The organism is Colwellia sp. MB3u-4, from assembly GCF_014077065.1.
GTDB lineage: Bacteria > Pseudomonadota > Gammaproteobacteria > Enterobacterales > Alteromonadaceae > Cognaticolwellia.
Window position 1 is genome coordinate 115,541 of record NZ_JACGVE010000074.1, and the last position, 25,752, is coordinate 141,292.

Below are 25,752 nucleotides of genomic sequence, written 5' to 3' on the forward strand. Positions count from 1 at the left end.
AAGATATCAATTAGTAGCGACAAAATAGGTCGCTAAATATATTTCATACCAGGCCCTTATCAGAGGAAGAGGAAGACGACTACACTCACTATTCACCGGTACGAGCGAGAACAACGGTAAATAAGTTTGTTACCGCTATAGCACGCTAGGGTTAATGAACCCGCATGTTCAACTAATAACATATTCTTCCTGAGGCTCGTCTAGGTCATAGTTTTCAATGGACTTTAACAAACGACGGATCACCCTAGACTTGAGCTGCAAGGGTTCTATAATTTGAATATCTTGAGATTGACTTAAAATCCAATTTTCAAGTTCCAAAGTGTGTAGCAAAGAGATAGTGACCGTATCCCAAGTGTCATCATCGCTTTCAATTTCTTGGGAAGCGTTTACTTCACTTTCATTAAGCAAACGCTTTGCATACCCTCTTACCCGCATTTTCACAACGACTTTTTCACCATTAACAACCACGTCTAAGCTATTCTTTTTAAGATAATCCTTGGCATTAAAATCGCTTTCAAACGTTTCATTTAATAATATTGCATTTCTTACACGGTGAACTAATAAATGCCGCGGTTCGTCATATTGGTAAAAATAGCAAACTAGCACTAATTTTGTGTCACGCACGATCAAACCTAGTGGAGTTATGGTGTGAACTTTAACTGACTTGCCATAACAAATATCAAGTTTACGTTGCTCTAATAAACCTTGTGATATTGTCGATTGAATATTTTCATCAGAAATAACAGGTGAAAGATATAATCCATGAGGCAAACTAGCCACTTTATTTGGCCAAGTACTTATTCTAGCCGCGCTATTTAGCACATCTGCTGACTTCTTAAAAACAGCATCTAATTGCTGATATACAGATAGCGGTAAATGATTTTTTAAATGTCGCTCTACTAGGTGCAAAGACAAAGCTTCCTCGGCTGAAATAGCCGGTAAAAATGCCTGGGCATTATCTTTAGCATAAGACCACTTAAACCCTTCCGGTGAGTCAATACTTATCAAACTAAATACGTCACCTAACTCGACTAGATCACGTTCAACAGTGCGTTTACTGACTGAAAAACCTCTACAATCGAGCGCAGTTAACAGTCGTTTAGCGGTTGTCCAACGTGGATAAACAGGAATTAACTGCATCATACTCATAACACGAACAAGGGTTTTTGATTTAGCTGTGGGCATATAAATGTCTTATCAATACTTGGTTATTATTATCTTTTGGCAAAGACTAGGGTAAAACGTTGCGACATATTACGTCGCAATATTTTCTTATTCTATGCCCCTAAGAAGAAAATTAGCAACTTTACTTTCCAAGTTACGCATCACTCCTTTACTGTTTAAATATGGACAAAGTTAAATACTATGACACCGCAACAACTTCAAACTATTCAATTATCAGAAAAGTTAAGTGCTTTAGCAGCGAGTAACACCATTTACTTAGATTTATCAGCATTATATGACCGACCTTTACATGTTCATACTAAGTTAGTTGAACATTTACCCGATAACCTTATTAATTTTATCAACCTTGAACATTTAGTGTTAACGGGCTTTTATAGTTTAAGGTCATTATCAGTTTTATTTAGTTTAACGAAATTAAAAACCCTAGAGTTAAGTTTATGTGATGCGTTAGGTAATGAAATTGACATACAGTGGCTGAAAAAAATAGCGGTTTTATCGTTAAAAGTTTGTTGTTACTCCCCTGCAAAACCAATAACGCACTTTGAGCAGTTAACACAAATAGGAAAGCTAACAAACCTGACAAAACTAACTATATATGACCTTACTCAGTTAATTTCGCTCTCAGGCATTGAAAAATTAACTAATTTAACTGAGCTTTCGATTCGAAGTTGCTATGGGCTAGTCTGTATAGACGCAATAACAACTCTGCCAAATTTAACTAAGTTAGAGTTACTAGATTGTGATTCATTAAGTAAGTTAGACGGCTTGATCTTATTACAAAAAATAAGCTATTTATGGCTATGTTTACCACGTTATTCAGGTTCATATAAAGAAATAACTCAGCTAATAAATCTAGAAACATTAGAGATAGACGGTAAAGTATGTAAACAACTTACTTCATTAAATGATTTTTATAAATTAAAAAAACTACAAAGGTTAAGCTTATTGGGAGGTTCGAAATTATTGTCACTTAATGGTATCGAAAATTTACTCATGCTTACTGAATTAACAATTAATGGCTGCCATCAGCTTAAAAATATTGAAGCATTAAGCTCGCTCGATAAGTTAGCTGAATTAGCAATTTATGATTGCCCTCAACTCAAAGATATTAAAGTACTAAATTCACTCAATAAATTGACAGAATTAAATATTATAGAGTGTAATGCTATTGATAATATTGATTTTGCACAGTGGCAAGTACCTGAATGCTTGAAAAAATTAACACTTTATCATTCGGGTAACTTACATTTATTTAATATAGTTAAGCTAATAAACCTAACGACACTAATCCTGATCGGGAAAAGCAGAGAAAATAAAACAACATGGTGTTCAATCGAAGATATTGGCGAATTACTCTCGGTGCAAGAGCTACTTCTCGCTAGAAGTATCACCATACATTCATTAAAACCTTTAAAGAAGTTATCAAAATTGACCACGTTAAACCTTGCAGACCGTCAAATAGTTTTAGTAGCTGATACAAAGACATTGCAGCTGCAATATTTAGAATATATTCATTTAACTGGTTGTGAGCAATTAGAAAACATTAATGTGCAAAACCTCTTGCCCAAATTAATTAAAGTGCCAATAGATCATGAGGGCCAGTAACCATAACGGCTGAACTAAATAATATCGCTGCATTGTACAAAAATGCGTTTGTGATCGCTAAATAAAGGGATATTTTGATACTTTTTTAGTGCCCGGACAAATCAAAGTGTATTTAACAAGTGCTAAAACCTAAATATCGTCACGTTCAATTTTCATGTCGATGAAATCGACATAGTGAGTGTTTTACCTATTTTCTTCATTAGGCTCACTAGCTACAACCTACATTAGCAAATAATAAAAATCAGGTATAAAAAAACCTCGAATAACGAGGTTTTAATTACTGCGCAGTGCAACTACAGGTACATCAAAACACTATTCTATATTCTGGATCTGCTCGCGCATCTGCTCAATTAACACTTTTAACTCAACCGCTGAGTTGGTGATATCGGCATTAATAGATTTTGAACCTAAGGTGTTTGCTTCACGGTTAAACTCTTGCATCATAAAGTCTAAACGTCGGCCTTGTGCACCGCCTTTTTTCAATATGCTGCGGGTTTCTTTTACGTGACTAAATAGACGGTCAATTTCTTCGTCAACATCCATTTTTTGCGCCAGTAATACAAGCTCTTGCTCAACACGTGATGATTCAAGTTCAATGTTGGCATCCGCAAACTTGTCGGTAATGCGCTTACGTTGCCATGCTATTATTTCTGGCATGTGGCCTTTGACTATATCGGCTTGCTCGATAATACCATCTAAGCGCTGCTCAAGAAGCATCTTAAGGTTTTCACCTTCATCGGTACGAGCAACAATAAAGTCTTTTAATGCTTGGTCAAAACCGGCCAGCACTTCTGCTTGAATGGTATTCATGTCAGCTTCTTCTGCTTCCATCACACCAGGCCAACGCATAATTTCAACGGGGTTTACCGTCGCATTATTGGCTAAACTTGCGATAGTATTGGCATGGCTCATTAATTCGGCAGCTAGCGCTGTATTTAAGGTGATTTTACTTTTTTCTGCTGGGTTAGCATTAAAACGTAAATTACATTCTACTTTTCCGCGATTTAATTGCTTGCGAAATCGTTCTCTTAATACTGGCTCTATGCTTCTAAATTGCTCGGGTAAACGAAAATAGGTTTCGAGGAAACGTTGATTAACAGAACGGATTTCCCAAACGGCATTGCCCCATTCGCCCTTAATTTCATGGCGTGCGAACGCTGTCATACTATGGATCATTGAGTCTCCTAAATTTTTTAAATTAACATTGTGGTGAATTATGCCCTAGCTACTACTGGGTATCTACATTAAAAAGGTGTAGTTAGTGAGATCATGGTGGCAAGATACCCACTCCACGTCAATATTAAGTCTTTGCTTGCTGCCAGCGCGCTTTAATATGGTCTGCAACGCGAAACGAGTTGGCATAAATGGTAAAGGTGTAAGGCACACTGCCGCCTGTTGGCATAAATGAAGCGTCGGTAACAAATAAGTTTTCAACCTCATGTGTTTGGCAGTTTTTATTCAATACTGACGTTTTAGGGTCATGACCAAAACGACAACCACCCGCCATTAAGTTGGTGGGTGGCGAACTGCTCACCGATGATGAAACGTTGCTCGCGCCCATTTCTACTAATAACTTTTCAGCTTTTTCAGCGAGATACTCACCTACAGCTAAATCGTGATTATGTGCGCCAATACGTACTTTTGCCACAGGGTCGCCCCACTTATCGGTGACTTCATCATCTAAGGCAACAAAACAATTATCGGTTGGCAACCAGTCATTAAACACTTCAAAACGGAGTGTTTTATAACTAGTGAATTCAGTTTTCATGCTTTGTTTGAGGGCTTCACCCCAAACTAGTGTTTCACTATTTTGACTTTCATCATATTGCCACTGCGTGCCTTGTGCACGCGAAATAGGATTTTGATAAAACAAGAAATCTATGGTGCCGCCTTTGGCTTTGCCATCGCGATTAATGCCGGTAAAAGCTTTATCATCAATTTGATACCAGTCTTGTAACGCACGATTAATAAAAGGCCCTACCTGGGTAAGTTGTGTTTTTTTCTCTTCGGTTAAGTCTTTATAAAAGAAATCACCACGACCTGTTCCACCGGCACTAAAAACTAAATTTTTACCTACTTGGCCGGTATTGTTGGCTAAACCGTTAGGGAATTTTTCGCCTTTAGAAGCCAATAACAAACGTGAGGTTTCAATGGCTTGGCATGCCACTACATAATATTTAGCCTGAACAGTTTTTTTGCGCCCTGCTTGATCATAATAGTGCACGCCAGATATTTCACCTTGGCTATCGGTCGCAATGTTATACACTTTTGCATGGGGTGTTATGGTGCAATTACCCGTAGCCACTGCGTGGTTCAATAATGCCGCTCGGCCACCACCTTTCGCGCCTGACGAACAACCATAACTGCTGCAATAACCTGAATATTCACAGCTATTTCTGCCCATTGCCGGTTGAGATAGTATCGCTCTAGGCACTGGCACTGTGTGATAACCTATTTTTTCTGCACTTTCGTCTATCCACGATGAAATGGCATGTTCAGCCAAGGGTGGGTACGGAAAGTCGGTTGAACGAGGTTCTTGATGTGGATGTACAGTGGCTCTGCCTGATACACCAACCACCTTTTCAACTATCGCGTAGTAAGGTTCTAGCTCATCATAACTGATCGGCCAGTCAACGACATTGGCACCTTTAATGGCGCCAAATTCAGTTTTCAAACGAAAATCTACCGGCTTTAAACGATGAAAGTAGCCACTCATAAAATTTGACGAGCCACCAACTACGGTGCCATTCCAAAAGCTCCAACCTGATTCACTGGTTGCTTCGCCTTGCCAAAAGCTTTCACCTGCGGCGTTTTCATATTCTTCTTCAATAACATGCTGCTCGTCTTCAAGTTTAGGGTTGTAAGCATCACGTAAGCTGATCGCGAGTTCATCTTTATAAAACTCTTTTTCTGTTAACCAAGCGCCTTTCTCTAGCACTAACACTTTAGCGCCTGCGTTGGCTAAGGTATAAGCCACTGGTGAAGCGCCTGCGCCACTACCCACTATACAAATGTCATATTTCATGCTTTTCGAGTTCCTATTTGCTTGCCCATATATTGCTGATGGCTGACAATTTGTGTGCTTGTTGTCTTGGAAAACGGCGCTTTGTTACTCAGCACAATAGGTTGTTTACCAGGTAATTCATAATAACGCTGCCCAGCTTGAGGTAAGGGAAAACCCGCTTGATGATCTAACCATTGCCAACCTATACCATTAGGATTACCACCATAACTTGGCGGTGTCAGCATGGCCTCGAAAATATAACTAACTAAATTACTTAACCAATTCTCGCCCGCGCGTGAGCGACTAATGGCCCGCAATATTTTTTCTTTTTCATCAAAGCTTAATAACACAAAATTTTTCTGTAATTCACTGTTGCTGAAACCATTTAGCCAGCCAACGCCTTTATAAATAAATTCAATTTCATCGTTGTCGGTGGGCTGTTGAAACACTACATTGTATAAATACTGTGTTGCTTGAATTTCTTTTGCACTAGGGCCCGTTGGCGACTCAGGTAATAAATGCGCAATTACCGCTTCAAGGGTTAACCAAGGGTCAGTTTGCAATACCTGGGCAAATTGCTCACTCGCCAGTGTTGACCAAGCACGTAATGGCATAGCGGCAACCATAGTCGCGCCCGCTGCAGATTTTAGTGCACTGCGCCTGGAAACTTTCTTTTGTAGCCATTTGGGCGTGCGAAAATTTTCATCAAAAAATGAGTTCACTGGCGACATTGCTTTGTTCGTTGTTTGCTTTCGAACCATAGCTTTAACCTTTTGCACTTGAATCATTTAAATTTTCCTTATTATTTTTTACCTGCCATTTTGCGAGAAAAGTCAGCCAGTACTGCGCAGAATACTGCAAGTCGTCAAGTAATTCAGCGGTATCTTTGGACAACAACATTTGGCCGGTATTGGTTGAAACATACATATGCGGGTAACCTTGCACGGGTGGCAATGACTTCATAAAAGCTTCGTTTTCATTGCTGTCACTCACGCTTATTTTAAGCAGAACATAATTATCATGCAGCGCTTGGTAAATTTTAGGATTTTTCGCTAGAAAAGCATCCATTTTATGACACCAAGTACACCAATTGCCGCCAATTTCAATTAACACATTTCTGTTACTGGCTTGCGCGATGCCAATGGCTGCTTGCGCGTCTTTAAACGGGTCGCGCTTATCGTCATAAACTTTACTGTATAACGGCAATTCGTTTGCAGTAGCAATTGTTGACGGGTGTGCAGAAGCTTGCGCACTTACTGGGCTGGTGAGCAATAAACTTGATAACAATACACTCGCTAACCATAAAACAATAAACAGCTGAAATTTCATAAATTCTCTCTACGTCAATAATATTCAATGGCCACTAACAACAAACCCACAATAGAGTGACCTTATATTAATTAACTATATTTCAAAATACTTGTAACGTCATTATGTCAAATTGCTATCCGAACGATTATAATGCGCAGCAATTATACTATGATAGGAAATGCAACATGCGTCCAAGCGGCAGAACTTTAGGGCAAATACGTCCTGTAACCATTACGCGTCAATTTACCGCTCATGCAGAAGGCTCAGTGCTTATTGAGTTTGGTGATACCAAAGTTATATGTACCGCCACAGTGGAAACCGGTGTACCGCGTTTTATGAAAGGCCAGGGCAAAGGTTGGATCAACGCTGAATACGGCATGTTACCTCGCTCTACTCACACGCGTATGCGTCGCGAAGCCGCCAATGGCAAACAAAGTGGCCGCACCTTAGAGATTTCTCGTTTAATAGCGCGTTCATTACGTGCTGCGGTTGATTTAGCTGCATTGGGTGAAAACACTATTACGATTGACTGTGATGTTATTCAAGCTGACGGTGGCACACGTACCGCTTCAATTACCGGCGCTTGTGTCGCTTTGGTTGATGCACTAAACCATATGCGCGCTAAAGGTATTATTAATAACAATCCCCTTAAGCACATGATTGCTGCTGTTTCTGTGGGTATCTATAAAGGTGAAGCGATTTCTGATTTAGAATATGTGGAAGATTCTGCCGCTGATACTGATATGAACGTTGTCATGACCGAAACCGGCAAGTTAATTGAAGTGCAAGGCACAGCTGAAGAAGAACCCTTTAGCTTTGACGAAATGCAACAAATGCTCGCACTTGCTAAGAACAGTATTAACGAACTGTTTGATATTCAAAAAACCGCTTTAAATTAAGCCAGACAGGAGCTAATTATGAAAGATTATCAACGCGAATTTATTGAATTTGCTTTAGCTAAACAAGTGTTACGTTTTGGCGAATTCACCTTAAAGTCAGGCCGTATTAGTCCTTATTTTTTTAATGCGGGTTTATTCAATACCGGTGGTGATTTAGCACGTTTAGGACGTTTTTATGCCGCGGCATTGCAAGATTCTAGCATTGACTACAATTTGTTGTTTGGCCCTGCTTACAAAGGCATTCCTATTGCCACCACCACAGCAGTTGCACTTTCTGACAGTTACAATATTGATATGCCATATTGCTTTAACCGCAAAGAAGCTAAAACCCACGGTGAAGGTGGCAGCTTAGTAGGTTCACCCCTTGAAGGTAAAGTGATGCTGGTTGATGATGTCATCACCGCAGGCACTGCCATTCGTGAGTCAATGCAAATTATTCAGGCTCACGGTGCTGAATTATCCGGTGTTCTGATTGCCTTAGACCGACAAGAAAAAGGCCAAGCAGAGCTTTCTGCCATTCAAGAAGTTGAGCGCGACTTTAATACCAAGGTCATTTCTATTGTTACCTTGGCTGACTTAATCAGCTACTTGGAAGAAAAACCAGACATGACTAACAGCTTGGCTAGCATTAAAAAATATCGTGAAGATTACGGTATTTAAGTAATAAATTAACTCTTGCTATAGTCAGTAAATGGTAGCGTCACCAAACGTAAAAAGCCTGCAAAATTGCAGGCTTTTTTGTTACTAAAAATCGTATCACAGGCTCAGCGATCACTAGGCAGTTAGCTCGAATTGATAGCTTGCTGATTTTTCATAGGCTTGATTAATAGTAGCGTAAAATTTTTCAATGCGGCCCGCTCTTTCATCAACCGCTATTGGTCGGCTTGGCACTAAGGCTTCTTGCGCTGATAAGGTTTGGGCAATTTGACGATCAAAAGCTTTACTACTGTCATTATTTTCAAGGCTAGTGTCACTTTGCAGCAGCGCTTTATCAGGATATAACTGACCTAACTGCGGCTTAGCCTCAACATTGTCAGCACTGATATTCGTTAACTCTGCCTGAGCCTCTAAAATAATACTAGCCGCCGAAGCAGCAACGCGAATATCTTGTGCTGATGGATTAGCCGGTGCTAAGGCAGCCGCTTGCACTTTATTCATTTTAGCAATGGTTTCTGTTGGCTCACCTGCAATAGGCGTTAAATCAACAGAGACTTCACCAGCAACAGCATATTTTTTACCATTTGGCCCAATTTCATATGAATAAGATGGCGCGCCAGTAAATGAACCACCAACGCCAGCATGAGCGTTTTCATGATTACGCACCGCTTTATCGCGATTTTCCAAGCTGCGAATAATTTGTGTATTGGCCAACTCTTCCGCACTCGATTGTTGGTCACGACTTGCGCTTTTTTGCCCCGGTTTTGCTTCTCCAGAGCTCTCGCTATTTTGCTTATTAGCCTCTTGTTCTGAGTGCTTTGCTGAGTCTTGCCCTGAGCTATTGCCTGAGCCATCACCTGAACTATTGTGTGAACTATTGCCAATAACATCGTTAGCGAGCTCAGCTTGTTTACGTAAGCTGGCAAAATCTACTTGCTGATTGTTTTGTGCGGGAGTGCGGCCACGTTCTTTGTCAGAGGCCGGACCTTTTTCGGCGCCTGATTGACTCGATGGCTCAGGTTTTGTGATGACTTCTCTTTGCTGATTTTCACGACGTAAGCTATCTGTCTGCAGGTTTACCACAGTTTGTATGGGTAGATGAGTGTTTTGTGGCGTGATATTCATAACCGCTAAACGGTAACGTCCAATAACGAGCCTAAGTTTTCATCGGCTGATTGCATCACTTCAACAGATGCCTTCGCTTGAAATTCTGCCACCCGCAAATCTATGAGTGACTGCGTTAGGTTTACCGGACTATCACCCTTTTGTTGAGCTAGCTCGTTAACATTAGCCACAGGAGCATTACTTGCTTGAGCGACGCCATAAGATTCAGCCGCTAGGCTAGTACTAGTCGCTATATTTTCGGCCGCTTTAAAAACATCTTCATTCGCTTTTTGAAGGCCTTGTGCACCAAGATTAAAGGCGGATTGAATTTCCACAAAATACTCCTCAATGATTACTGACACTTACGCTGTACTTATACTCTGTACTTATACTCTGTACTTATACTCTGTAGTTATCTGCTAAATTTACGGTTCAACTTAACATTCAGTTGCCTGCTCAATTATCAACCAAAAGTGTTAAAAAGTAAACCGTTACTCTTTAACTAAGATGTTCAGTTAACCAGCGTTTCAATATCGCTAAAAACTCAGCCTGATGAGATATAAATGGCGCATGTGAGGCTTGTTCAAATATATAACTTTGGCTGTGAGGGGCAAGTTGATCAATCAAAGCAATAACTTGTTTGGGTACTAAACCATCAAGCTTGCCGTATAGGCGTAAAAATGGTTGATGAATATTTTGTAGCTGTAAAGACAAATCTGAGCTTTCTAATAAACTTAATGAGTCGTCTAACACCTGTCGCGTAGGCTGTTCATATTGCATAACTAGCTCACGAATTTGTTTAATGTCTTGGCGAATATGTGGACTACCCATGGCTTGAATTTTCAAAAAATTACTAATAGTTTTTGTCGTGTCTTGAGCAAGTTGTTGATGAAACAATGCCAAAACACTGGCCTTAATGCCCGGCCAATTATCTTGTGCTACAAACTGTGGCGAGCTCGCCACAGTCACTAGCCCTAACACTTGCGCTGGGTGCTGAATAGCAACTTGACTGGCGACTAATCCCCCTAACGACCAACCAATATAAACGGCGGGTTTATCGACCGCTTGTACAATAGCCTCTGCTATCTCAACTAATGAATATTGAGTCAGTTGTACTGCTTTATTAGTCGCAAAGCCTGGCAGATCAACGGTGATCACTTGAAAGTTGGCTTGCAGCTGCGCTAAACAGGGTTGCCAAACAGCCGAATTAAGGCCCCAACCATGGATGAATACCAAAGGAATACCTTGGCCTTGGCTGGTAATTTTTAATCTTTCTGCCATGCTCTTTTTCATGCTGAGTGTCATGCTGAGTGTCATGCTTAATGTGCTCAATATCCGGTAGGCGCACAGTTTAACTAAAGGAGGCTGAAAATGGAATTTAGCAGCAAGCGCAATAGGGAAATACTATTAACTTTACAGCAGACATTGCGCCAAGAGATGAAAAAAGTCAGCCTAAAAATAAGCGGCTGCTCCTTATGTGGTAACACTTGCCAACATCACCCATTACTTTGTCAGTATTGCCAAGCAGATTTACCTTATTTTAATCACCAACATCTACCTTATGATTTATTATTATGGCCCGCCGTTACAAAACTGATCCCCATCAAACATTTTGATCACCTATTAGCCATTGCGCCTTATGTGTGGCCCTTCAATACTTGGATTAGTCAGTTAAAATATCAACATAAAACCGAATTAGCCGAGCTGTTATCTTATCTACTTATTCAGCACTGGCAGCAATATATTAGCCTTGAAAGCACTAATTTAATGCCCGACAACACCCGGGTCGTGCCGGTGCCATTACATTTAAAAAAGTGGCAAGAACGCGGGTTTAACCAAGCAGACCTGATTGCGCGCAAGTTCGCCCAAAGTGTTGGTTATCTTTATCAAGCAGATCTAGTGATCAGGAAAAAATTGACAGACAGTCAGGTGGGTAAGTCAGGTAGCGAACGCAGAAAAAATTTAAAACAAGCTTTTAGCTTACATATCAAGCCAAAGGCAAGCTTACCTGAGCATGTTATTTTGATTGATGATGTGGTGACCACAGGCACAACCGCCAATGAAATTTGTAAGCTGCTAAAAAAAAATGGAGTGCAAAGTATTACACTCCTGAGTTTATGTTTAGCGATTCCTAGCTAGCGCTTTATTCTGCCAAGTTGGCACTAAAGGCTTTAGCAAAGAATAAACTGTTGGCAATAATCTTCATGCTGCCCAAAAAGTAGCCACGAAAAGCTAGGTTGTCAGTACTCGCAATAATGCGACCTTTACCGACATTGTGAGCCACTAGTGTCGGGTTATTCGCTAAACGATTCACTAAATTTTTATCGGTATAACCACTAAGCAAAGGTACATTACTGTATTTTGCTACCGTTATAAATGGCTGCGATGTTTGCTCCATAATTATGGTGCTATTTCGAAATACCGGTAACTTAATGTTTTGATAACCGTATGCTAGCGGATGACTGACATCTAATTCAGCTTGAAAAATAGCGCCAGCAATACGTTTGCGACCCGCCAGTTGCTCTTTATCACCGTAAGTTAATTTATCCGTATCAAATAACTGGTCGATATGCGCTTTACTGACAAAATCAATTTTTAATAATTCTATTTCTGAGAACCAAAGTGCGGCGCGTTTTTGACCAAATAGCACACCACCATTAGCTAACCATGAAGTTAATTCACTCTGTACCTTGCTGTCTAACGCATTATACCGGCCATCAACCATAATTATATGGCTATAGTCAGCTAAATTAATCGCGGTTAAGCGTGGCATTTCAACGACCGTGACCGGAATTTCCAGTAGACTATCAAGATAGTAAAGTATTTCACCTGCTTCATATTGAGATACCCCTTTACCACCCACCAATAATACTTTCGGCGCTGAAACTGGGCGAAATGAACTACTGCCAATATCAATGCCCTTTGCGGTTAATCCCGTATCTAAAGCGTTAAGCGCTATCTGGCTTTTAGCCGCAAAGTCAGTAAGAATACTACGCCAGTTTTCTACTTGCTGAGTACCCGCTGGTATAATAATAGTGCCTTGTTCGAAGGTTTTAACTGCGCCATTAACTGTCGCGGAAAACGCCTTAGTGGCTACTTTTGCCTTGATCTTAGCCTTGGTAATTTTATTTAACAGTTTGGGCGCTAAAAAATCATGCCATTCAAATGCATAGGCGTAAGCCAACTTGCTGACATCAGCAGCTTTTACAGCGCTAGGTTGCCATGGTTTCTCTTCCGTTTTTAAACCCCAAGTACGTCCAACAGGCGCAAACTTTATGTTCATGGCGAGTGGTAACGTCCAGCCTGAGACATCATAAAAGGTATTATCTTGAAAACTTTGTTGTTGATTAAATAGCGCTTTAATCACTCGGTATTGCGGCTGCTCTAATGGAATATAATAACTATACTGAGCAAAATAAGTTAACTCATTAATTTTATAATCTTGCTTAAGGGGATAAACCTTAATTTGATGTTGCTGCAACTTATTTAAAAAAGTCTCTAGGCGATAATGATCTTGGGTTTCAGTAAAAATATAACCATTAAAGTTTTCATCGCTAGCTTTTTTTTGTGCCCGTTGGTAGAAGTCTTGTCGATAAGCTTTAAATTTTTGTTGGTTTTTCCACGCACCTTCAATGGTTGATAACGACGTTAACACATGGTTTTGTATCCCGTATTCAAAGGTCAGTAAGCCATTAATGGTATCTTGCTGTAAACCTCGACTACTGGCTTGTTCAAACAAAATACCAATGCCACCATTAATGTCTGGATACGTTGAGCCCTTGCCGTAATAAAAATCATCAAAGCTTTCTTCACTGTAATATAAACGCTCTTTTTCATCGAGTGCTTTGGCGTGATAGGTCGCGAGTAACCGCGTTAGCTCGGTATTTTTTTCTGGTGTTAAAGGATGCGTTCGTGTGGGAATACCTGGCTGAAAAAAATAGCTGCTATTAGCGCCCATTTCATGAAAATCACCTAAAACATTTGGCTGGTATTGATGAAAATAGGGTAGGCGATTTTGACTTTCTTTTTGCGACAATAGCAACCAATCGCGGTTTAAATCAAAACCAAAATGATTGGTACGGCCCGTGCGCCAGTTTTGATGATGTTCGATATGGTTTGGATCTGAATTCTCAGTGATACCACTATGGGTCGCCACCCAATTAACAAATCGATCCATGCCGTCTGGGTTAATGCTCGGCTCTATCACAATAATAGTGTCGTTAAGCATATCGGCCACGGCTTTATCTTGCGATGCGGCTAAATGATAAGCCAGCACCATAGCCGCATTAGTACCGCTAATTTCATCACCATGCACACTATAACCTAACCAAACCACAATAGGGTCTTTAGCAGAGGCGGCTATATCTGAGCGCCGTGCTAAAATTTTCTCAAGGTTATTTAAGTTTTCAGGACTTGAAATAGTTAATAAAATTTGTGAGCGAAACTGTGTAGTTCGACCCATTTCTTCAATTTGGAGGCGAGTTGACGATGCCGCGACTTGCTCTAGATAGTTTATTACTTGATCATGGCGTGGATGGCGTTCACCAATACCAAAGCCCAAAGCGGATTCTGGCGTTGGCACTTTTTCGCTATAAACTGCGCCTTTGGGCAAGTATGTACCTACATCGGCACTAAAAACGGTAAACGAAGCACTTAATAAACAAAATATTACAATTCGATACAACGATAACAACATGCGAGATCTCCTGGTTCAATAGTTAGATAAAATAACAAAATAATGCCATATGAACTAGTTATCTCGCGATAATTGCCCATTTATCTGTTTTATTGTTAACTTTTCAGCTGCTGGCTATATAAATTATGCTATCTAGGGCTAGCACCAAATGACAGACAAGCGTAAAATTGTTATACTTGAGTAAAATAGTCGGGTATTGAAAAGTTCAAGCCCAGTAGGGAGAGTAAATAGTATGATGGTTAACATTTCAGAAACTGCACAAGAACACTTTGTAAAACTACTTTCTGGGCAAGCTGAAGGTACGAGTATCCGTGTGTTTGTTGTAAACCCGGGTACAGCAAGCGCTGAATGTGGTGTATCCTACTGTCCGGCTGACGCTATAGAAGCTGACGACATTGAATTAAAGTTTGAAAACTTTTCAGCTTACATAGACGCCGACAGTAAGACTTATTTAGAAGAAGCAGAAATAGATTTCACCTCTGACCAAATGGGCTCGCAATTAACCTTAAAAGCGCCAAATGCTAAGTTACGTAAAGTGGCCGATGACGCGCCATTATTTGAGCGTGTTGATTACTTCTTAAAAGCTGAGGTTAACCCTCAGCTAGCGAGTCATGGCGGCGATTGTACGCTAATGGAAATCACTGAAGACGGTTATGCTGTATTACAATTTGGCGGTGGCTGTAATGGTTGTGCCCAAATCGATGTTACCGTTAAAGACGGCATTGAGAAGCAATTGATCGAAATGATGGCGGGTGAAATCAATGGCGTAAAAGATATGACAGAGCATGAACGTGGCGAACACTCATACTACTAATAACCTGCTGTTTTCAGTAAGGTTTTAATGTCATTATTAGAAAGGATAGGCCAAGATCCACAACGCAGTATGCAGCGTTTTCTCAGTGGACTTGGTCTTTTTATTATCGGCGTTTGTTTTATATTTCTCGGTTACTATCAGCACTATCTTTGGCAAATTCTCGGCGTGGTTATTTTAGCTGGCGGTTGTTTACTTGCTATTTACGCTTATATCGGATTATTTGCTAATCGTTTGTATCATATATTTAATCACACTAAACCTTAAATTACTCACCTTAAAAGTGCTTCTCTTAAAAACACTAAGCTATAAATAATAAGTGCTAAAAATTATGCTTATTTCGCTGATAATGCCAAGCTAATGTAATACCCCGTGCTAACATAAATATTGAAAATGCCGCCCACAGACCATGATTACCATAATCCTTTAATAGCCACCATACCGGAAAAAAGCAGCCAAAAGTGGCGATTATCATGCTATTTCTCATAATATGCGCCTGCATCAAACCAATATACACACCGTCATATAAATAACACCAACAGGCCAGTAAGGGTAAAGCGACAATCCAAAATAAATGTTGCTGGGCATAATCAACCACAGCCGATATATCGGAGATACTGACAATAAAATAATTGCCCGCCAGATAAAACAATAAACTATAAGCGAGCGCAAATATGCCAGTCCAAAAAAGCGCAATATTGACACTGACAAACATGCTTTTTTGATTATTCTCTCCTTTCGCCTTACCTACCATCACTTCCGCTGCATTGGCCACACCGTCTAAACCAAACGATATTAATAACAAAAAATTCATTAAGATAGCATTAGCAGCAATCACATCGTCACCTAATCGCGCACCTTGAAAGGTCATAAAAATAAAGCATATTTCTAAACATAAAGTGCGAATTAATATATCTCGATTCAGTTTAAAATAGCTTAACAAAGCGGTTCGCTCTAGAGCCGCAGCAAACATTTGCTGTGCGCTAGCAAATAAGCCTATAAACTTTTGTTTAAAGTTATTGTATACAAAGGCTAAGCCGATAAATAAGCCACTATATTCTGCAATCAGCGTTGCCATGGCCACACCTTTAACTTGCCAAGCAAAACCAATAACAAAGAGTAAATCTAGGCCTAAGTTAATCAAGTTCGTGGCAATAATTAACCACATCACTACTTTGGCTTGGTGATTACCCAGCAACCAACCCAAAATAACTAAATTAGCCAGTGCGGCTGGCAAACCCCAAATGCGAATGGCGCTATATTCTTGCGCATAAAACTGCACTTGCTCAGAGCCACCGGCTAATGATAGTGCAAGATCAAGGTAAAAATTCTGAAATACAATAACGACCAAACCAATGGCAAACGCAACAATAATCCCGCGTAGCAATATCAAACAACTTAATGCATTATTTTTTTGGCCAAACGCCTGCGCTGATAAGCCGGTAGTCGACATACGTAAAAAGCCACACAACCAAGTGATGGCGGTAATGATCATGGCGCCAACCGTACTGCCGCCTAAATAATAAGAATATTCTAGGTGGCCAATAACAGCGGTATCAACTAAACCTAGCAAAGGCGCAGTAATGTTTGACAAAATCATGGGTAAAGCAAGAATAAATAACTGCTTATGGCGTTCTATATTTGTGAATTTCAAAAAAAAGCCAACCTTTATGGCAAATAAACTGTTTAAATAGTTGAAAAAAAGCTACTTTACCTAAGCGCCTAACGCTCTATCAATACCTCGGGAAGATTAACATGAAATATCGTTTGTTGGCAGCATTATGCTATTGCCTCCACATCACCAGCTTCGCCACTGTCATACTACAATATCACCATGTCAGCGATACCACTCCAGCCAGCACCAGTATCTCTCCAAGCCAATTTGCGCTGCATATGCAATACCTAGCAGACAACAATTTTGAGGTGATTGCCTTATCAAGCTTAATGAATTCAATTAAAACCCAAACAGCATTACCCAATAAGTCTGTGGTAATTACCTTTGATGATGCTTATTTAGATATTTTAACCCAGGGTAAACCGATATTAGATCAACACAATTATCCCTTTACCATCTTTATTAATCCCGGCATTGTCGAACAAAATTCCGAACATTATCTCTCGTGGCAGCAACTCAAAGTGATGGCAGACGACGGGGTAATTATTGCTAATCATGGCATGGAGCACGATTCATTAGTGAGAATTCCTGATGGCATGACAATGCAACAATGGTTAGCGAAAAACACCCAATCCTTGCTCAATGCAGAAAAAATCATTGCAGAAAAAACCGGACAGAGTTGGCGCTATTTCGCTTATCCCTACGGTGAATATAGTCCTGAAATTCAGCAGTGGATACAAGACAATAACTTTGTCGCTTTCTCGCAACAATCAGGCGCTGTTGGCTTGGATACTAACACGACCATTATTCCACGTTTTCCGGTATCACAGCCTTACGATCAATTACCAAGCTTGCGCGATAAACTCAATGCTTTACCTTTTAGTATTCGCGTTGAGGCAGAAAATCAACAAACTATTTTTCAACAGGGTGAGTCAACTTCAGTAAGTTTTAAGGTTGATGTTAACGACTTTAATCCTGAACAATTACATTGCTATATTTCTGGTTTAGGCCGTCAAGAAATTCAATGGCAAGGTGATGAAATGTTTACTATTAATTACAGCGCAGCACTGCCAACAGGTCGTGTGCGTTGCAATTGTACCGCCCCCAGCATTAGCGAACCTGGACGCTACTATTGGTTTTCAAAACCTTGGTTTATTCTCAAAGAAAACGGTGAGTGGTATCCGCTGTAGCCTTATTCACGGTAAATATCACCTGTTAACACTATGGGTATTAAGGCCAATAGTGTTAACGAATAATACTTTCTGTTGGTAGGATTTATGCCTGCAAGTAAGCCTTAACCTGTTCACTAAATTGCTAAATCAATATAATGGGCTGAATCAATATTATGGATAAGGCCAATCAACAAGTGACCTTTAAGCTGACAGCTATTAACTGACAGCTTAAAACTTAAAATTTACTTTAACTCTAACTCAATACAAAGCGACAATTTTTGCAAAGTCACTGACCAGTTTATCGCCTTCAATCACAGGAACTTCACCCAGTGCTTGTTTAGGTTTAAAAATAGCTTCTACTTTACCTGCAGGGTTAATTAAAACCAATGACGCACTGTGATCGACTAAATAACGGGTCGCAGTTGCGCCATGATTGTCTTGAGCATCGCTATTAACTTTTTGCTCTGACTTTTGCTCTGACGCTGGCTCTGATTCAGTTATCGCATACATTAACCCTAAATTACGAGCAAATGGAAACAACACACCATGATGGCCATATAAGGCCTTAAATTCCGGGTTGAAATAACCGATATAGCTGGCAAGCTTTGCTTGTGTATCTCGTTTTGGGTCAACAGACACTAATAACACTTGGCTTTTATTGCTGATCGCTTTTAAATCATCATAAATGAAGTTCATTTCTTGTAAGGTAGTTGGGCAAACATCTGGGCACGATGTATAACCAAAAAACACCCAACTCCAATGACCTTTTAGCGACTCGTTGTTAAAGGCTTCACCCAAATGATCCGTTAATACAAAGGCTTTAACATCTCTTGCTTGTTGATAATGCAAGGCAAATTCAGCAGGGGCTTTTTTATTTATCTGACCAAATAACATCACACCTGCGGCTAATGCCCCCAAGGCTACAATCAGAATAACAATTTTATTCATTAACCTGTTACCGGTAATAGATAATGATCGAGTAAAAGAATAATAAATAACGCCATTAAATGCACAATAGAAAACTTGAAAGTGTCCATTGCCGTATTTTCATCGGCATTAAATTTCAGTTTCCATGCGTAAGCAAAAAACACTAAGTTCAATACCACAGCGCCAATTAAATATAACCAATTACTCATCCCCACTAAATAAGGTAACAAGCCCACTATGAAGAGCAAGACGGTATATAACAAAATTTGAGTTTTGGTAAAATTAACACCATGTGTGACGGGTAACATAGGAATATTTACTTTTGCATACTCGTCTTTACGATGAATAGCCAACGCCCAAAAATGTGGTGGCGTCCAAGTAAAGATTAATAACACTAATAATAACGCATTAGGATGCACTTCATTGGTCATTGCTGTCCAACCCAATAAAGGTGGAATAGCACCGGCTAAACCGCCAATAGTAATATTTTGCGGGGTAGCACGCTTTAAGTACATAGTATAAACAAAGCTATAACCGACTAAGCCTGAAAAAGTTAACCAAGCGGTGAGCGGGTTAACCAGGCTATATAAAATAGCGAAGCCAGTTACCGCTAGAGTCATAGCAAATGTCGACGCATTACGCGCGGAAAGTCTGCCATTCGGCAATGGGCGATTATGAGTACGCCCCATTTCACTGTCGATGCGCTGATCAACAATATGATTAATCGCGGCCGCGGCAGATGACAAAAAACCAATACCTATCATCGACGGCACTAACACCTGCCATGGAATAACACCTGGCACAGATAAACACATGCCCACTAGCGCAGTTAATACTAATAACGCGACGACCCTAGGCTTGGTAATTTCATAATAATCACGCCAAATGGGTGTACTAGGTGCGCTATGGTTCGCTTCTATTGTGTTGCTTTGACTCATAATATGCTCCTAAGTTTTACGTTTTAAACTGTATGTCATGGTAATTAATGACATCATTAACATGGCGGCTACTACGTTGTGACTAACCGCAACATTTAGCGGTAGTGAGAACCAAACATTGCTAATACCCAAGCCAACTTGCACGCTGAGTATAAAACCTAAACTCAATGCGGCGTTCTTAAAAAATGGTGCTTGCGCCTTACGATAAATGCGAATAGCCAACCAAAATAAGTACAGTGTTGTTACTATAGCACCTAAGCGATGCATAACATGAATGGTCAAGCGTGAGGCATGATCGAGGTGGCCAAATTCATAACTTTCTTTCTCCGGCGGAATAAGATCAAAAGCATGTTCAAAGTTCATCTGCTCCACCCAACCTGCTTGGCATATAGGGAGTTCAGCACAAGTAAGCGCGGCATAGTTAGATGATGTCCAACCGCCCAAACCAATTTGTGCAACTAAAATAAAAATACCAATCACAGCAAATTTAAAATATTTTTTCAGGCCAATGTCACCACCCGGCACTCGAAAATCACTCAAACGCAAATACAGTAATAGCAATAAACACAGCGTAGTAAAGCCGCCCAGTAAATGCCCCATTACCACCACAGGCATTAACTTCATAGTGACAGTCCACATACCAAGTGCCGCTTGAAAAGTAACCACTATTAGCAGTAAAATTGGCAGTCCTAACGGACCTCGTTGCGCACGACGCTTTAGCGACATTAAGGCAATAATAAGGATCAATAGCCCTAATGCACCAGCGAAATAGCGATGGATCATTTCATTCCATGCTTTTTCTGGTTCAACAGGACGTTCAGGAAACGCTTGCTCAGCAGCCATAATTTGGGCACTGGTTTTAGGCACTTCAACTAAACCATAACAACCTGGCCAATCTGGACAACCAAGACCTGCATGAGTTAGCCGTGCGTAAGCGCCTAAACTGACCACCACAATCGCTAATAATATACTAACAAAAACAAGTTTTCTAAGGTCGGAAGAGCTTTGTGTTCTCATTTAGCCAATCCTTGAATACTTCAGCAGTTTCTTAAAGTCTGCCAATATGGCTTTGCCAAATTGTGGCAACTGCTCGGCATTTTTTGGTGGTATATGGCTAAGAATGACGTTACCTAGGGGGTCAACAATCAAGACTTGTGATTGTGTTATCGCCACCTTTGCCAAAGCGGGCATAGTTTGAATATGCCAACGATTAAGTTGAATTTTTTCTGCTTGCTCTGCACGTAAATCTTGTTGCGTTAAGCCGACGAGTTTCACACGTGGCATTTCTTTACCTAGGGCAATATAAGTGTTGTTAACACTGACCAAGGTATTTTCACATTGCTCATCACAACGGGTTGGTAAGGTATATAACATCAACCATTGGTGATCAAAGTCGTCAATACTTAAGCCAAGTTGCGCTAAGGTTAACTCATTTTCAATCAGTTGCCCTTGATTGGTCACTCCGTAATTAAACCATTGCTGATTCAACGCCAATTTAGCTAGTGCAATGGGAATGATGAACACCGCCAAGAGAATTAGCATACTGCGGCGCGATTTATTTAACTTTGAAGAACTCATACAACTTAGCCTTTTATTCTTATTATTTGGTTTCGGTATTTGTCTAACCTGCTTATTCAGACCGATCTTTTTTAGCCATTTTTATCGCCGCCCAAACCATCAAACTGATCCAAGCTAACGCTAAACTAAACCATTGAAACGCATAGGCTCGGTGTTTTTCTGGTGGCATTACGATGGGCTGCCAATTTTTTATATAACCTATAGTCTCTTTTTTATCTAAATAAACGACAAAGGGCAATAGTTTCTTACCAATTAATTCTGAAAACTTATCTAGTTCGATTTGCTGTACGCGTAATGGCCAGGACGGATTAGTTAAGTTTTGTGCTTGTAATTGAATACCCACTTCCACTTCTCGCACATGGCCTGTGATGCTGTGTTGGCCAGTAATCGGGCTGATTTCAGGTAATATATTTCGGTCAATTGAGCCTTGCACCCAACCTAGATTAACTAATATAGCATCACCATTACTTTCAATGATTTGATAAACACGATAACCCAAACGGCTTTTATTGGGTTGGTTGTCGAGTAAAAATACTTTATCGCCAACAAAATCCCCCTTTAACTGAATAGGCAAATCGTTAATACCATCTTGTAAACCGCTCAGTGTTAATACTTGCGCTAGTGATAAGGCTTGGCGTTGGCTTAATTCACTAATGTGCTGTTGACGTTGTTCTTTTTCAAGCGCACGGTCAATCTGCCAAAATCCGAGCTTGATTAATAACGAAAATACTAGCATGGTAAATATAACCATCGGCCAATTAAGTTGCTTGAATTTGTGCTTAAGTGATACCGACTTCATAGACTACCGCATGTTGACTAACTAAAAACAGATGATAAAAGAGAGAATACTGTGTTAATTAAATTTATTGTTGTCGGCTTATTAGCCTTTATGGTTTATAACCTATTTCGAGCGTTATTCATTATGAATAAAAATGACCCGAATAAAGCATCCATGTCTAAGTTTATAGGCCGACGGGTTATGACCTCTGTTGTACTGGTGTTATTACTACTACTGGGTATTCTCACCGGAGTGATCACACCTAACCCTAGTCCGTACTAAAAAGTCAAAAGGTACGATATTTATCAAGATAAATATCGTACCTTAAACTGCTTATTCAAACACAATAGCGTTAAATAATATAAACGAACACGAACAGTATTACCCACACTACATCAACAAAATGCCAATACCAACTCGCGGCTTGAAAGGCAAAATGGTTTTTCGGCGTAAAATGCCCCTTAAATACTCGAATAAGCATCACAAACAGCATAATAGTCCCTAAGGTCACATGCATACCGTGAAAGCCTGTCAGCAAATAAAAGGTATTGCCATAAATGCCACTGTCTAAATACAATTTCATTTCGTCGGCATAACCATGGGCGTATTCTAAGCCTTGGCAAAACAAAAACACCACACCTAGCACAACGGTCAGCCCTAACCAAAATTTCAATAAACCACGTTTATTCTGCTCTAACGAAACATGAGCAAAATGGGCAGTAATTGATGAAGTTAACAACAAAATAGTGTTAATTAATGGCAAGCCATACCAACCCATAGCAGTAGTTTCAGTACCGTCTGGCGTTTTAATTAATGGCCAAGTCGCGGTAAATTCAGGCCATAAAATTATTGCCGTTGCGGCATTATTTCCGGCACCATCAAGCCAGGGCACTGAAAAAGTACGGGCGTAAAGTAAGGCGCCAAAAAAAGCGGCAAAAAACATCACTTCTGAAAAAATAAACCAACTCATACCTTGGCGGAATGAATTGTCCATTTGGTGACTATATTTTCCTGACATTGACTCGGTAATAACATTGTTAAACCAACCAAACATCATATAAATAATCAAGGCAATACCCGCCAGCAATACCCAGCCGCCGCCTGCATTTTCAGGGTTATTCAAATTTGCAACATAATTTGCCGCACCTACGGCAATCAAAAACAAGGCAATAGCGCCCACTATTGGCCATTTGCTTTGCGCTGGTACGTAATAACTTTCGTATTCTTTTATTGTCATTGTTGTTCCCCTCATTTAAGTGCCAAGCACTTAAGAATCAACCGAGCTTGTAATGTCGTACAAGGTGTAAGATAGGGTGATGGTGGATACGTCATCGGGTATGTCTAAATCGACATAAAATTGCAATCCCATTTCAACATCCTCACTGGCTTTTAACGGTTGGCTATTAAAACAAAAGCATTCTATCTTTTGAAAATAAACCGCCGCCCGCCCTGGTGATACTGACGGCACAGCTTGTCCGACAATATCGCTTGTAGACTCATTTTTAGCGTAAAATATAACGGTTTTGCGCTCACCTGGGTGTACTTCTACTTCATTCACCATGGGCTCAAACTTCCAAGGGATACCTTTGGCTGTTCGAGTCAAAAATTGTACGGTAATCGTACGTTCGGTATCTATGCTCTTGACGTTGTAACTTGCCGCAACATTAGATGTTTTTCCGTTTAACCCGGTGATATCACAAAACACGTCGTATAACGGCACCAGCGCAAAACCAAAACCAAACATACCAAAAACAATCAACATCAGTTTTTTTACTGTTTTTTTCACCGAAGCATCATGCGTTTTCGCTTGTGCTTGCTTTGATAACTTGTTTTGCGATTCACCGTTAGTCATTTTAGCTCCACTTAATCAATTTTTGGTGGCGTTGTGAACGTGTGGTATGGCGCAGGGCTAGGCACTGTCCATTCCAAACCTTCAGCTCCATCCCAAGGTTTCATCGGCGCTTTTTCTCCGCCTCTAATACACTTGATAACCAATACCAAGAAGATTAACTGCGAAATACCAAAGGCAAAGCCACCAATACTGACCCACTTATTAAAGTCGGCAAACTGCAAAGCATAATCAGGAATACGACGCGGCATACCGGCCAAACCTAAAAAGTGCATTGGGAAAAACAATAAGTTTACTGAAATAAGTGAACACCAAAAATGCCACTTACTTAACGTATCGTTATACATGTAACCCGTCCATTTTGGTAACCAGTAATAAGCGCCAGCAAAAATTGAAAACAACGCCCCAGTAACCAATACATAGTGGAAATGAGCAACAACAAAGTAAGTATCGTGATATTGAAAATCAGCTGGGGTCATTGCTAACATCAAGCCAGAAAAACCACCAATAGTGAACAAAATTACAAAGGCAATAGAGAACAACATAGGGGTTTCAAAACTAAGAGACCCACGCCACATTGTTGCTGCCCAGTTAAAGACTTTCACCCCTGTAGGTACGGCAATTAACATCGTACAATACATAAAGAATAATTCGCCAAATAACGGCATACCCGTGGTAAACATATGATGCGCCCAAACGATAAACGACAAAAATGCAATTGATGCGGTCGCGTAAACCATTGAACTGTAGCCAAATAGAGGCTTACGTGAGAAAGCTGGAATTGTTGTAGAGACAATACCAAATGCAGGTAAAATCATGATGTAAACTTCAGGATGACCAAAGAACCAGAAAATATGTTGGAACATTACTGGGTCACCACCACCGGCGGCATCAAAGAAACTGGTGCCAAAATAGGTATCGGTTAACACCATAGTAACGGTACCCGCGAGCACCGGTATCACCGCTATTAACAAGTAAGCCGTAATGAAAAATGTCCACACAAATAATGGCATTTTCATGTAAGTCATACCAGGCGCACGCATATTCATGATGGTTACAACGATGTTAATTGCGCCCATAATTGAGGAGATCCCCATAATATGTACCGCAAAAACGAAGAACGCTGTACTACCGTTACTATAGGTGGTTGATAAAGGCGCGTAGAAGGTCCAACCAAAGTTTGGTGCACCACTTTCCATAAAGAAAGACGACAATAAAATAGCGAAAGCAAAGGGTAATATCCAAAAGCTCCAGTTATTCAGCCTAGGTAGTGCCATATCTGGCGCACCAACCATCATAGGTAGCATCCAGTTAGCCAAACCGGTAAAGGCTGGCATTATCGCACCAAATACCATAATAAGACCGTGTACTGTGGTCATTTGGTTAAAGAAATCAGGCTCAATTATCTGTAGTCCAGGCTGAAATAATTCAGCTCGGATAACCAACGCCATAGCACCGCCAGTTAAAAACATGATAAAAGAGAACCATAAATACATCGAACCAATGTCTTTATGGTTTGTGGTATATAGCCAGCGTTTTATGCCGGTCATTTTATGATCATGGTGCTCACCGTCATGTGAATCATGCTCGGATTGATCATCAATTACATCTGTAGTCATTATA

26 protein-coding genes are annotated in these 25,752 nt (G+C 40.2%); 8 read left to right on the top strand and 18 right to left on the bottom strand.

From position 1 onward, the window contains the following. Positions 1-168: 168 nt before the first annotated feature. Positions 169-1,185: a YafY family protein gene (locus H4J61_RS06000; RefSeq protein WP_182135794.1), complete on the bottom strand. Its 1,017-nt coding sequence runs from the start codon at positions 1,183-1,185 to the stop codon at positions 169-171. A 180-nt stretch (positions 1,186-1,365) separates the two neighbouring features. On the opposite strand from H4J61_RS06000, the gene H4J61_RS06005 reads away from it, so the two are divergent. Beyond that, a complete protein-coding gene (locus H4J61_RS06005; RefSeq protein ID WP_182184349.1) occupies positions 1,366-2,790 on the top strand; it encodes a hypothetical protein in 1,425 nt (474 codons plus the stop codon). Between the two features lie 312 nt (positions 2,791-3,102). On the opposite strand, the gene H4J61_RS06010 is transcribed toward H4J61_RS06005, so the two are convergent. The 4 genes from H4J61_RS06010 to H4J61_RS06025 form a co-directional block, all read right to left on the bottom strand. Further along, positions 3,103-3,966: a YicC/YloC family endoribonuclease gene (locus H4J61_RS06010; RefSeq protein WP_182184350.1), complete on the bottom strand. Its 864-nt coding sequence runs from the start codon at positions 3,964-3,966 to the stop codon at positions 3,103-3,105. Between the two features lie 124 nt (positions 3,967-4,090). Continuing rightward, a complete protein-coding gene (locus H4J61_RS06015) occupies positions 4,091-5,815 on the bottom strand; it encodes a GMC family oxidoreductase (RefSeq protein ID WP_182184351.1) in 1,725 nt (574 codons plus the stop codon). Then, entirely contained in the window at positions 5,812-6,582 is a 771-nt protein-coding gene (locus tag H4J61_RS06020; protein WP_182184352.1) for a gluconate 2-dehydrogenase subunit 3 family protein, read from the bottom strand. The genes H4J61_RS06015 and H4J61_RS06020 overlap by 4 nt, the downstream gene beginning before the upstream one ends. Next, positions 6,560-7,123, bottom strand: a complete 564-nt coding sequence (locus H4J61_RS06025) for a thioredoxin family protein (protein ID WP_182184353.1) — start codon at positions 7,121-7,123, stop codon at positions 6,560-6,562. The genes H4J61_RS06020 and H4J61_RS06025 overlap by 23 nt, the downstream gene beginning before the upstream one ends. 167 nt (positions 7,124-7,290) lie before the next feature. Between H4J61_RS06025 and rph the strand changes: the two genes are divergently transcribed. Next, positions 7,291-8,004: a ribonuclease PH gene (gene rph, locus H4J61_RS06030; RefSeq protein WP_146879660.1), complete on the top strand. Its 714-nt coding sequence runs from the start codon at positions 7,291-7,293 to the stop codon at positions 8,002-8,004. Positions 8,005-8,022: 18 nt separating this feature from the next. Beyond that, positions 8,023-8,664, top strand: a complete 642-nt coding sequence (gene pyrE / locus H4J61_RS06035; protein WP_182184354.1) for an orotate phosphoribosyltransferase — start codon at positions 8,023-8,025, stop codon at positions 8,662-8,664. A 114-nt stretch (positions 8,665-8,778) separates the two neighbouring features. On the opposite strand, the gene H4J61_RS06040 is transcribed toward pyrE, so the two are convergent. From H4J61_RS06040 to bioH, 3 genes are all read right to left on the bottom strand, one after another. Then, on the bottom strand, positions 8,779-9,786 hold the full coding sequence (locus H4J61_RS06040; RefSeq protein WP_182184355.1) for a putative metalloprotease CJM1_0395 family protein: 1,008 nt from the start codon (positions 9,784-9,786) through the stop codon (positions 8,779-8,781). Between the two features lie 5 nt (positions 9,787-9,791). Then, positions 9,792-10,100 carry a hypothetical protein gene (locus tag H4J61_RS06045; protein WP_182135801.1) on the bottom strand — a complete coding sequence of 103 codons (309 nt, stop codon included), beginning with the start codon at positions 10,098-10,100 and terminating at the stop codon, positions 9,792-9,794. A 163-nt stretch (positions 10,101-10,263) separates the two neighbouring features. Then, positions 10,264-11,046: a pimeloyl-ACP methyl ester esterase BioH gene (bioH, locus tag H4J61_RS06050; protein ID WP_182184356.1), complete on the bottom strand. Its 783-nt coding sequence runs from the start codon at positions 11,044-11,046 to the stop codon at positions 10,264-10,266. Between the two features lie 90 nt (positions 11,047-11,136). Here bioH and H4J61_RS06055 point away from each other — a divergent pair, with 90 nt between their 5' ends. Continuing rightward, the gene (locus tag H4J61_RS06055; RefSeq protein WP_182184357.1) at positions 11,137-11,904 is read left to right on the top strand and encodes a ComF family protein; all 768 of its coding nucleotides are present in this window, start codon (positions 11,137-11,139) and stop codon (positions 11,902-11,904) included. Positions 11,905-11,908: 4 nt separating this feature from the next. Here the strand turns inward: H4J61_RS06055 and H4J61_RS06060 are convergent, their stop codons facing one another. After that, complete coding sequence (locus H4J61_RS06060) at positions 11,909-14,461, bottom strand: M14 family zinc carboxypeptidase (RefSeq protein ID WP_182184358.1); 2,553 nt, start codon at positions 14,459-14,461, stop codon at positions 11,909-11,911. Between the two features lie 235 nt (positions 14,462-14,696). On the opposite strand from H4J61_RS06060, the gene nfuA reads away from it, so the two are divergent. Then, complete coding sequence (gene nfuA / locus H4J61_RS06065; RefSeq protein ID WP_182184392.1) at positions 14,697-15,275, top strand: Fe-S biogenesis protein NfuA; 579 nt, start codon at positions 14,697-14,699, stop codon at positions 15,273-15,275. Positions 15,276-15,302: 27 nt separating this feature from the next. Then, positions 15,303-15,539, top strand: a complete 237-nt coding sequence (locus H4J61_RS06070) for a hypothetical protein (RefSeq protein ID WP_182184359.1) — start codon at positions 15,303-15,305, stop codon at positions 15,537-15,539. 55 nt (positions 15,540-15,594) lie between these two features. Here the strand turns inward: H4J61_RS06070 and H4J61_RS06075 are convergent, their stop codons facing one another. Continuing rightward, the gene (locus H4J61_RS06075) at positions 15,595-16,926 is read right to left on the bottom strand and encodes an MATE family efflux transporter (RefSeq protein WP_259363139.1); all 1,332 of its coding nucleotides are present in this window, start codon (positions 16,924-16,926) and stop codon (positions 15,595-15,597) included. 101 nt (positions 16,927-17,027) lie between these two features. Between H4J61_RS06075 and H4J61_RS06080 the strand changes: the two genes are divergently transcribed. Next, complete coding sequence (locus H4J61_RS06080; protein ID WP_182184360.1) at positions 17,028-18,077, top strand: polysaccharide deacetylase family protein; 1,050 nt, start codon at positions 17,028-17,030, stop codon at positions 18,075-18,077. 240 nt (positions 18,078-18,317) lie between these two features. On the opposite strand, the gene H4J61_RS06085 is transcribed toward H4J61_RS06080, so the two are convergent. From H4J61_RS06085 to H4J61_RS06105, 5 genes are read right to left on the bottom strand one after another with little or no spacing between them, the layout of a single operon-like run. Beyond that, positions 18,318-19,007 carry an SCO family protein gene (locus tag H4J61_RS06085; RefSeq protein WP_182184361.1) on the bottom strand — a complete coding sequence of 230 codons (690 nt, stop codon included), beginning with the start codon at positions 19,005-19,007 and terminating at the stop codon, positions 18,318-18,320. Then, positions 19,007-19,924, bottom strand: a complete 918-nt coding sequence (gene cyoE / locus H4J61_RS06090; protein ID WP_182135808.1) for a heme o synthase — start codon at positions 19,922-19,924, stop codon at positions 19,007-19,009. Before cyoE ends, H4J61_RS06085 begins: the two co-directional genes overlap by 1 nt. A 9-nt stretch (positions 19,925-19,933) precedes the next feature. Beyond that, positions 19,934-20,941, bottom strand: coding sequence for a heme A synthase (locus H4J61_RS06095; RefSeq protein ID WP_182135809.1), 1,008 nt, complete (start codon positions 20,939-20,941; stop codon positions 19,934-19,936). Continuing rightward, positions 20,942-21,502, bottom strand: a complete 561-nt coding sequence (locus H4J61_RS06100; protein ID WP_182184362.1) for a hypothetical protein — start codon at positions 21,500-21,502, stop codon at positions 20,942-20,944. A 52-nt stretch (positions 21,503-21,554) separates the two neighbouring features. After that, positions 21,555-22,301, bottom strand: coding sequence for an SURF1 family protein (locus tag H4J61_RS06105; RefSeq protein WP_182184363.1), 747 nt, complete (start codon positions 22,299-22,301; stop codon positions 21,555-21,557). A gap of 51 nt (positions 22,302-22,352) precedes the next feature. On the opposite strand from H4J61_RS06105, the gene H4J61_RS06110 reads away from it, so the two are divergent. Then, on the top strand, positions 22,353-22,562 hold the full coding sequence (locus H4J61_RS06110) for a DUF2909 domain-containing protein (protein ID WP_182184364.1): 210 nt from the start codon (positions 22,353-22,355) through the stop codon (positions 22,560-22,562). Positions 22,563-22,632: 70 nt separating this feature from the next. On the opposite strand, the gene H4J61_RS06115 is transcribed toward H4J61_RS06110, so the two are convergent. Genes H4J61_RS06115 through ctaD form a run of 3 tightly spaced genes read right to left on the bottom strand, consistent with a single transcriptional unit; the run spans position 22,633 to position 25,748 of the window. Next, complete coding sequence (locus H4J61_RS06115; protein ID WP_182135813.1) at positions 22,633-23,517, bottom strand: cytochrome c oxidase subunit 3; 885 nt, start codon at positions 23,515-23,517, stop codon at positions 22,633-22,635. A gap of 30 nt (positions 23,518-23,547) precedes the next feature. Continuing rightward, a complete protein-coding gene (locus H4J61_RS06120) occupies positions 23,548-24,132 on the bottom strand; it encodes a cytochrome c oxidase assembly protein (protein WP_182184365.1) in 585 nt (194 codons plus the stop codon). 11 nt (positions 24,133-24,143) lie between these two features. After that, on the bottom strand, positions 24,144-25,748 hold the full coding sequence (ctaD, locus tag H4J61_RS06125; protein WP_182184366.1) for a cytochrome c oxidase subunit I: 1,605 nt from the start codon (positions 25,746-25,748) through the stop codon (positions 24,144-24,146). Positions 25,749-25,752 lie beyond the last annotated feature (4 nt).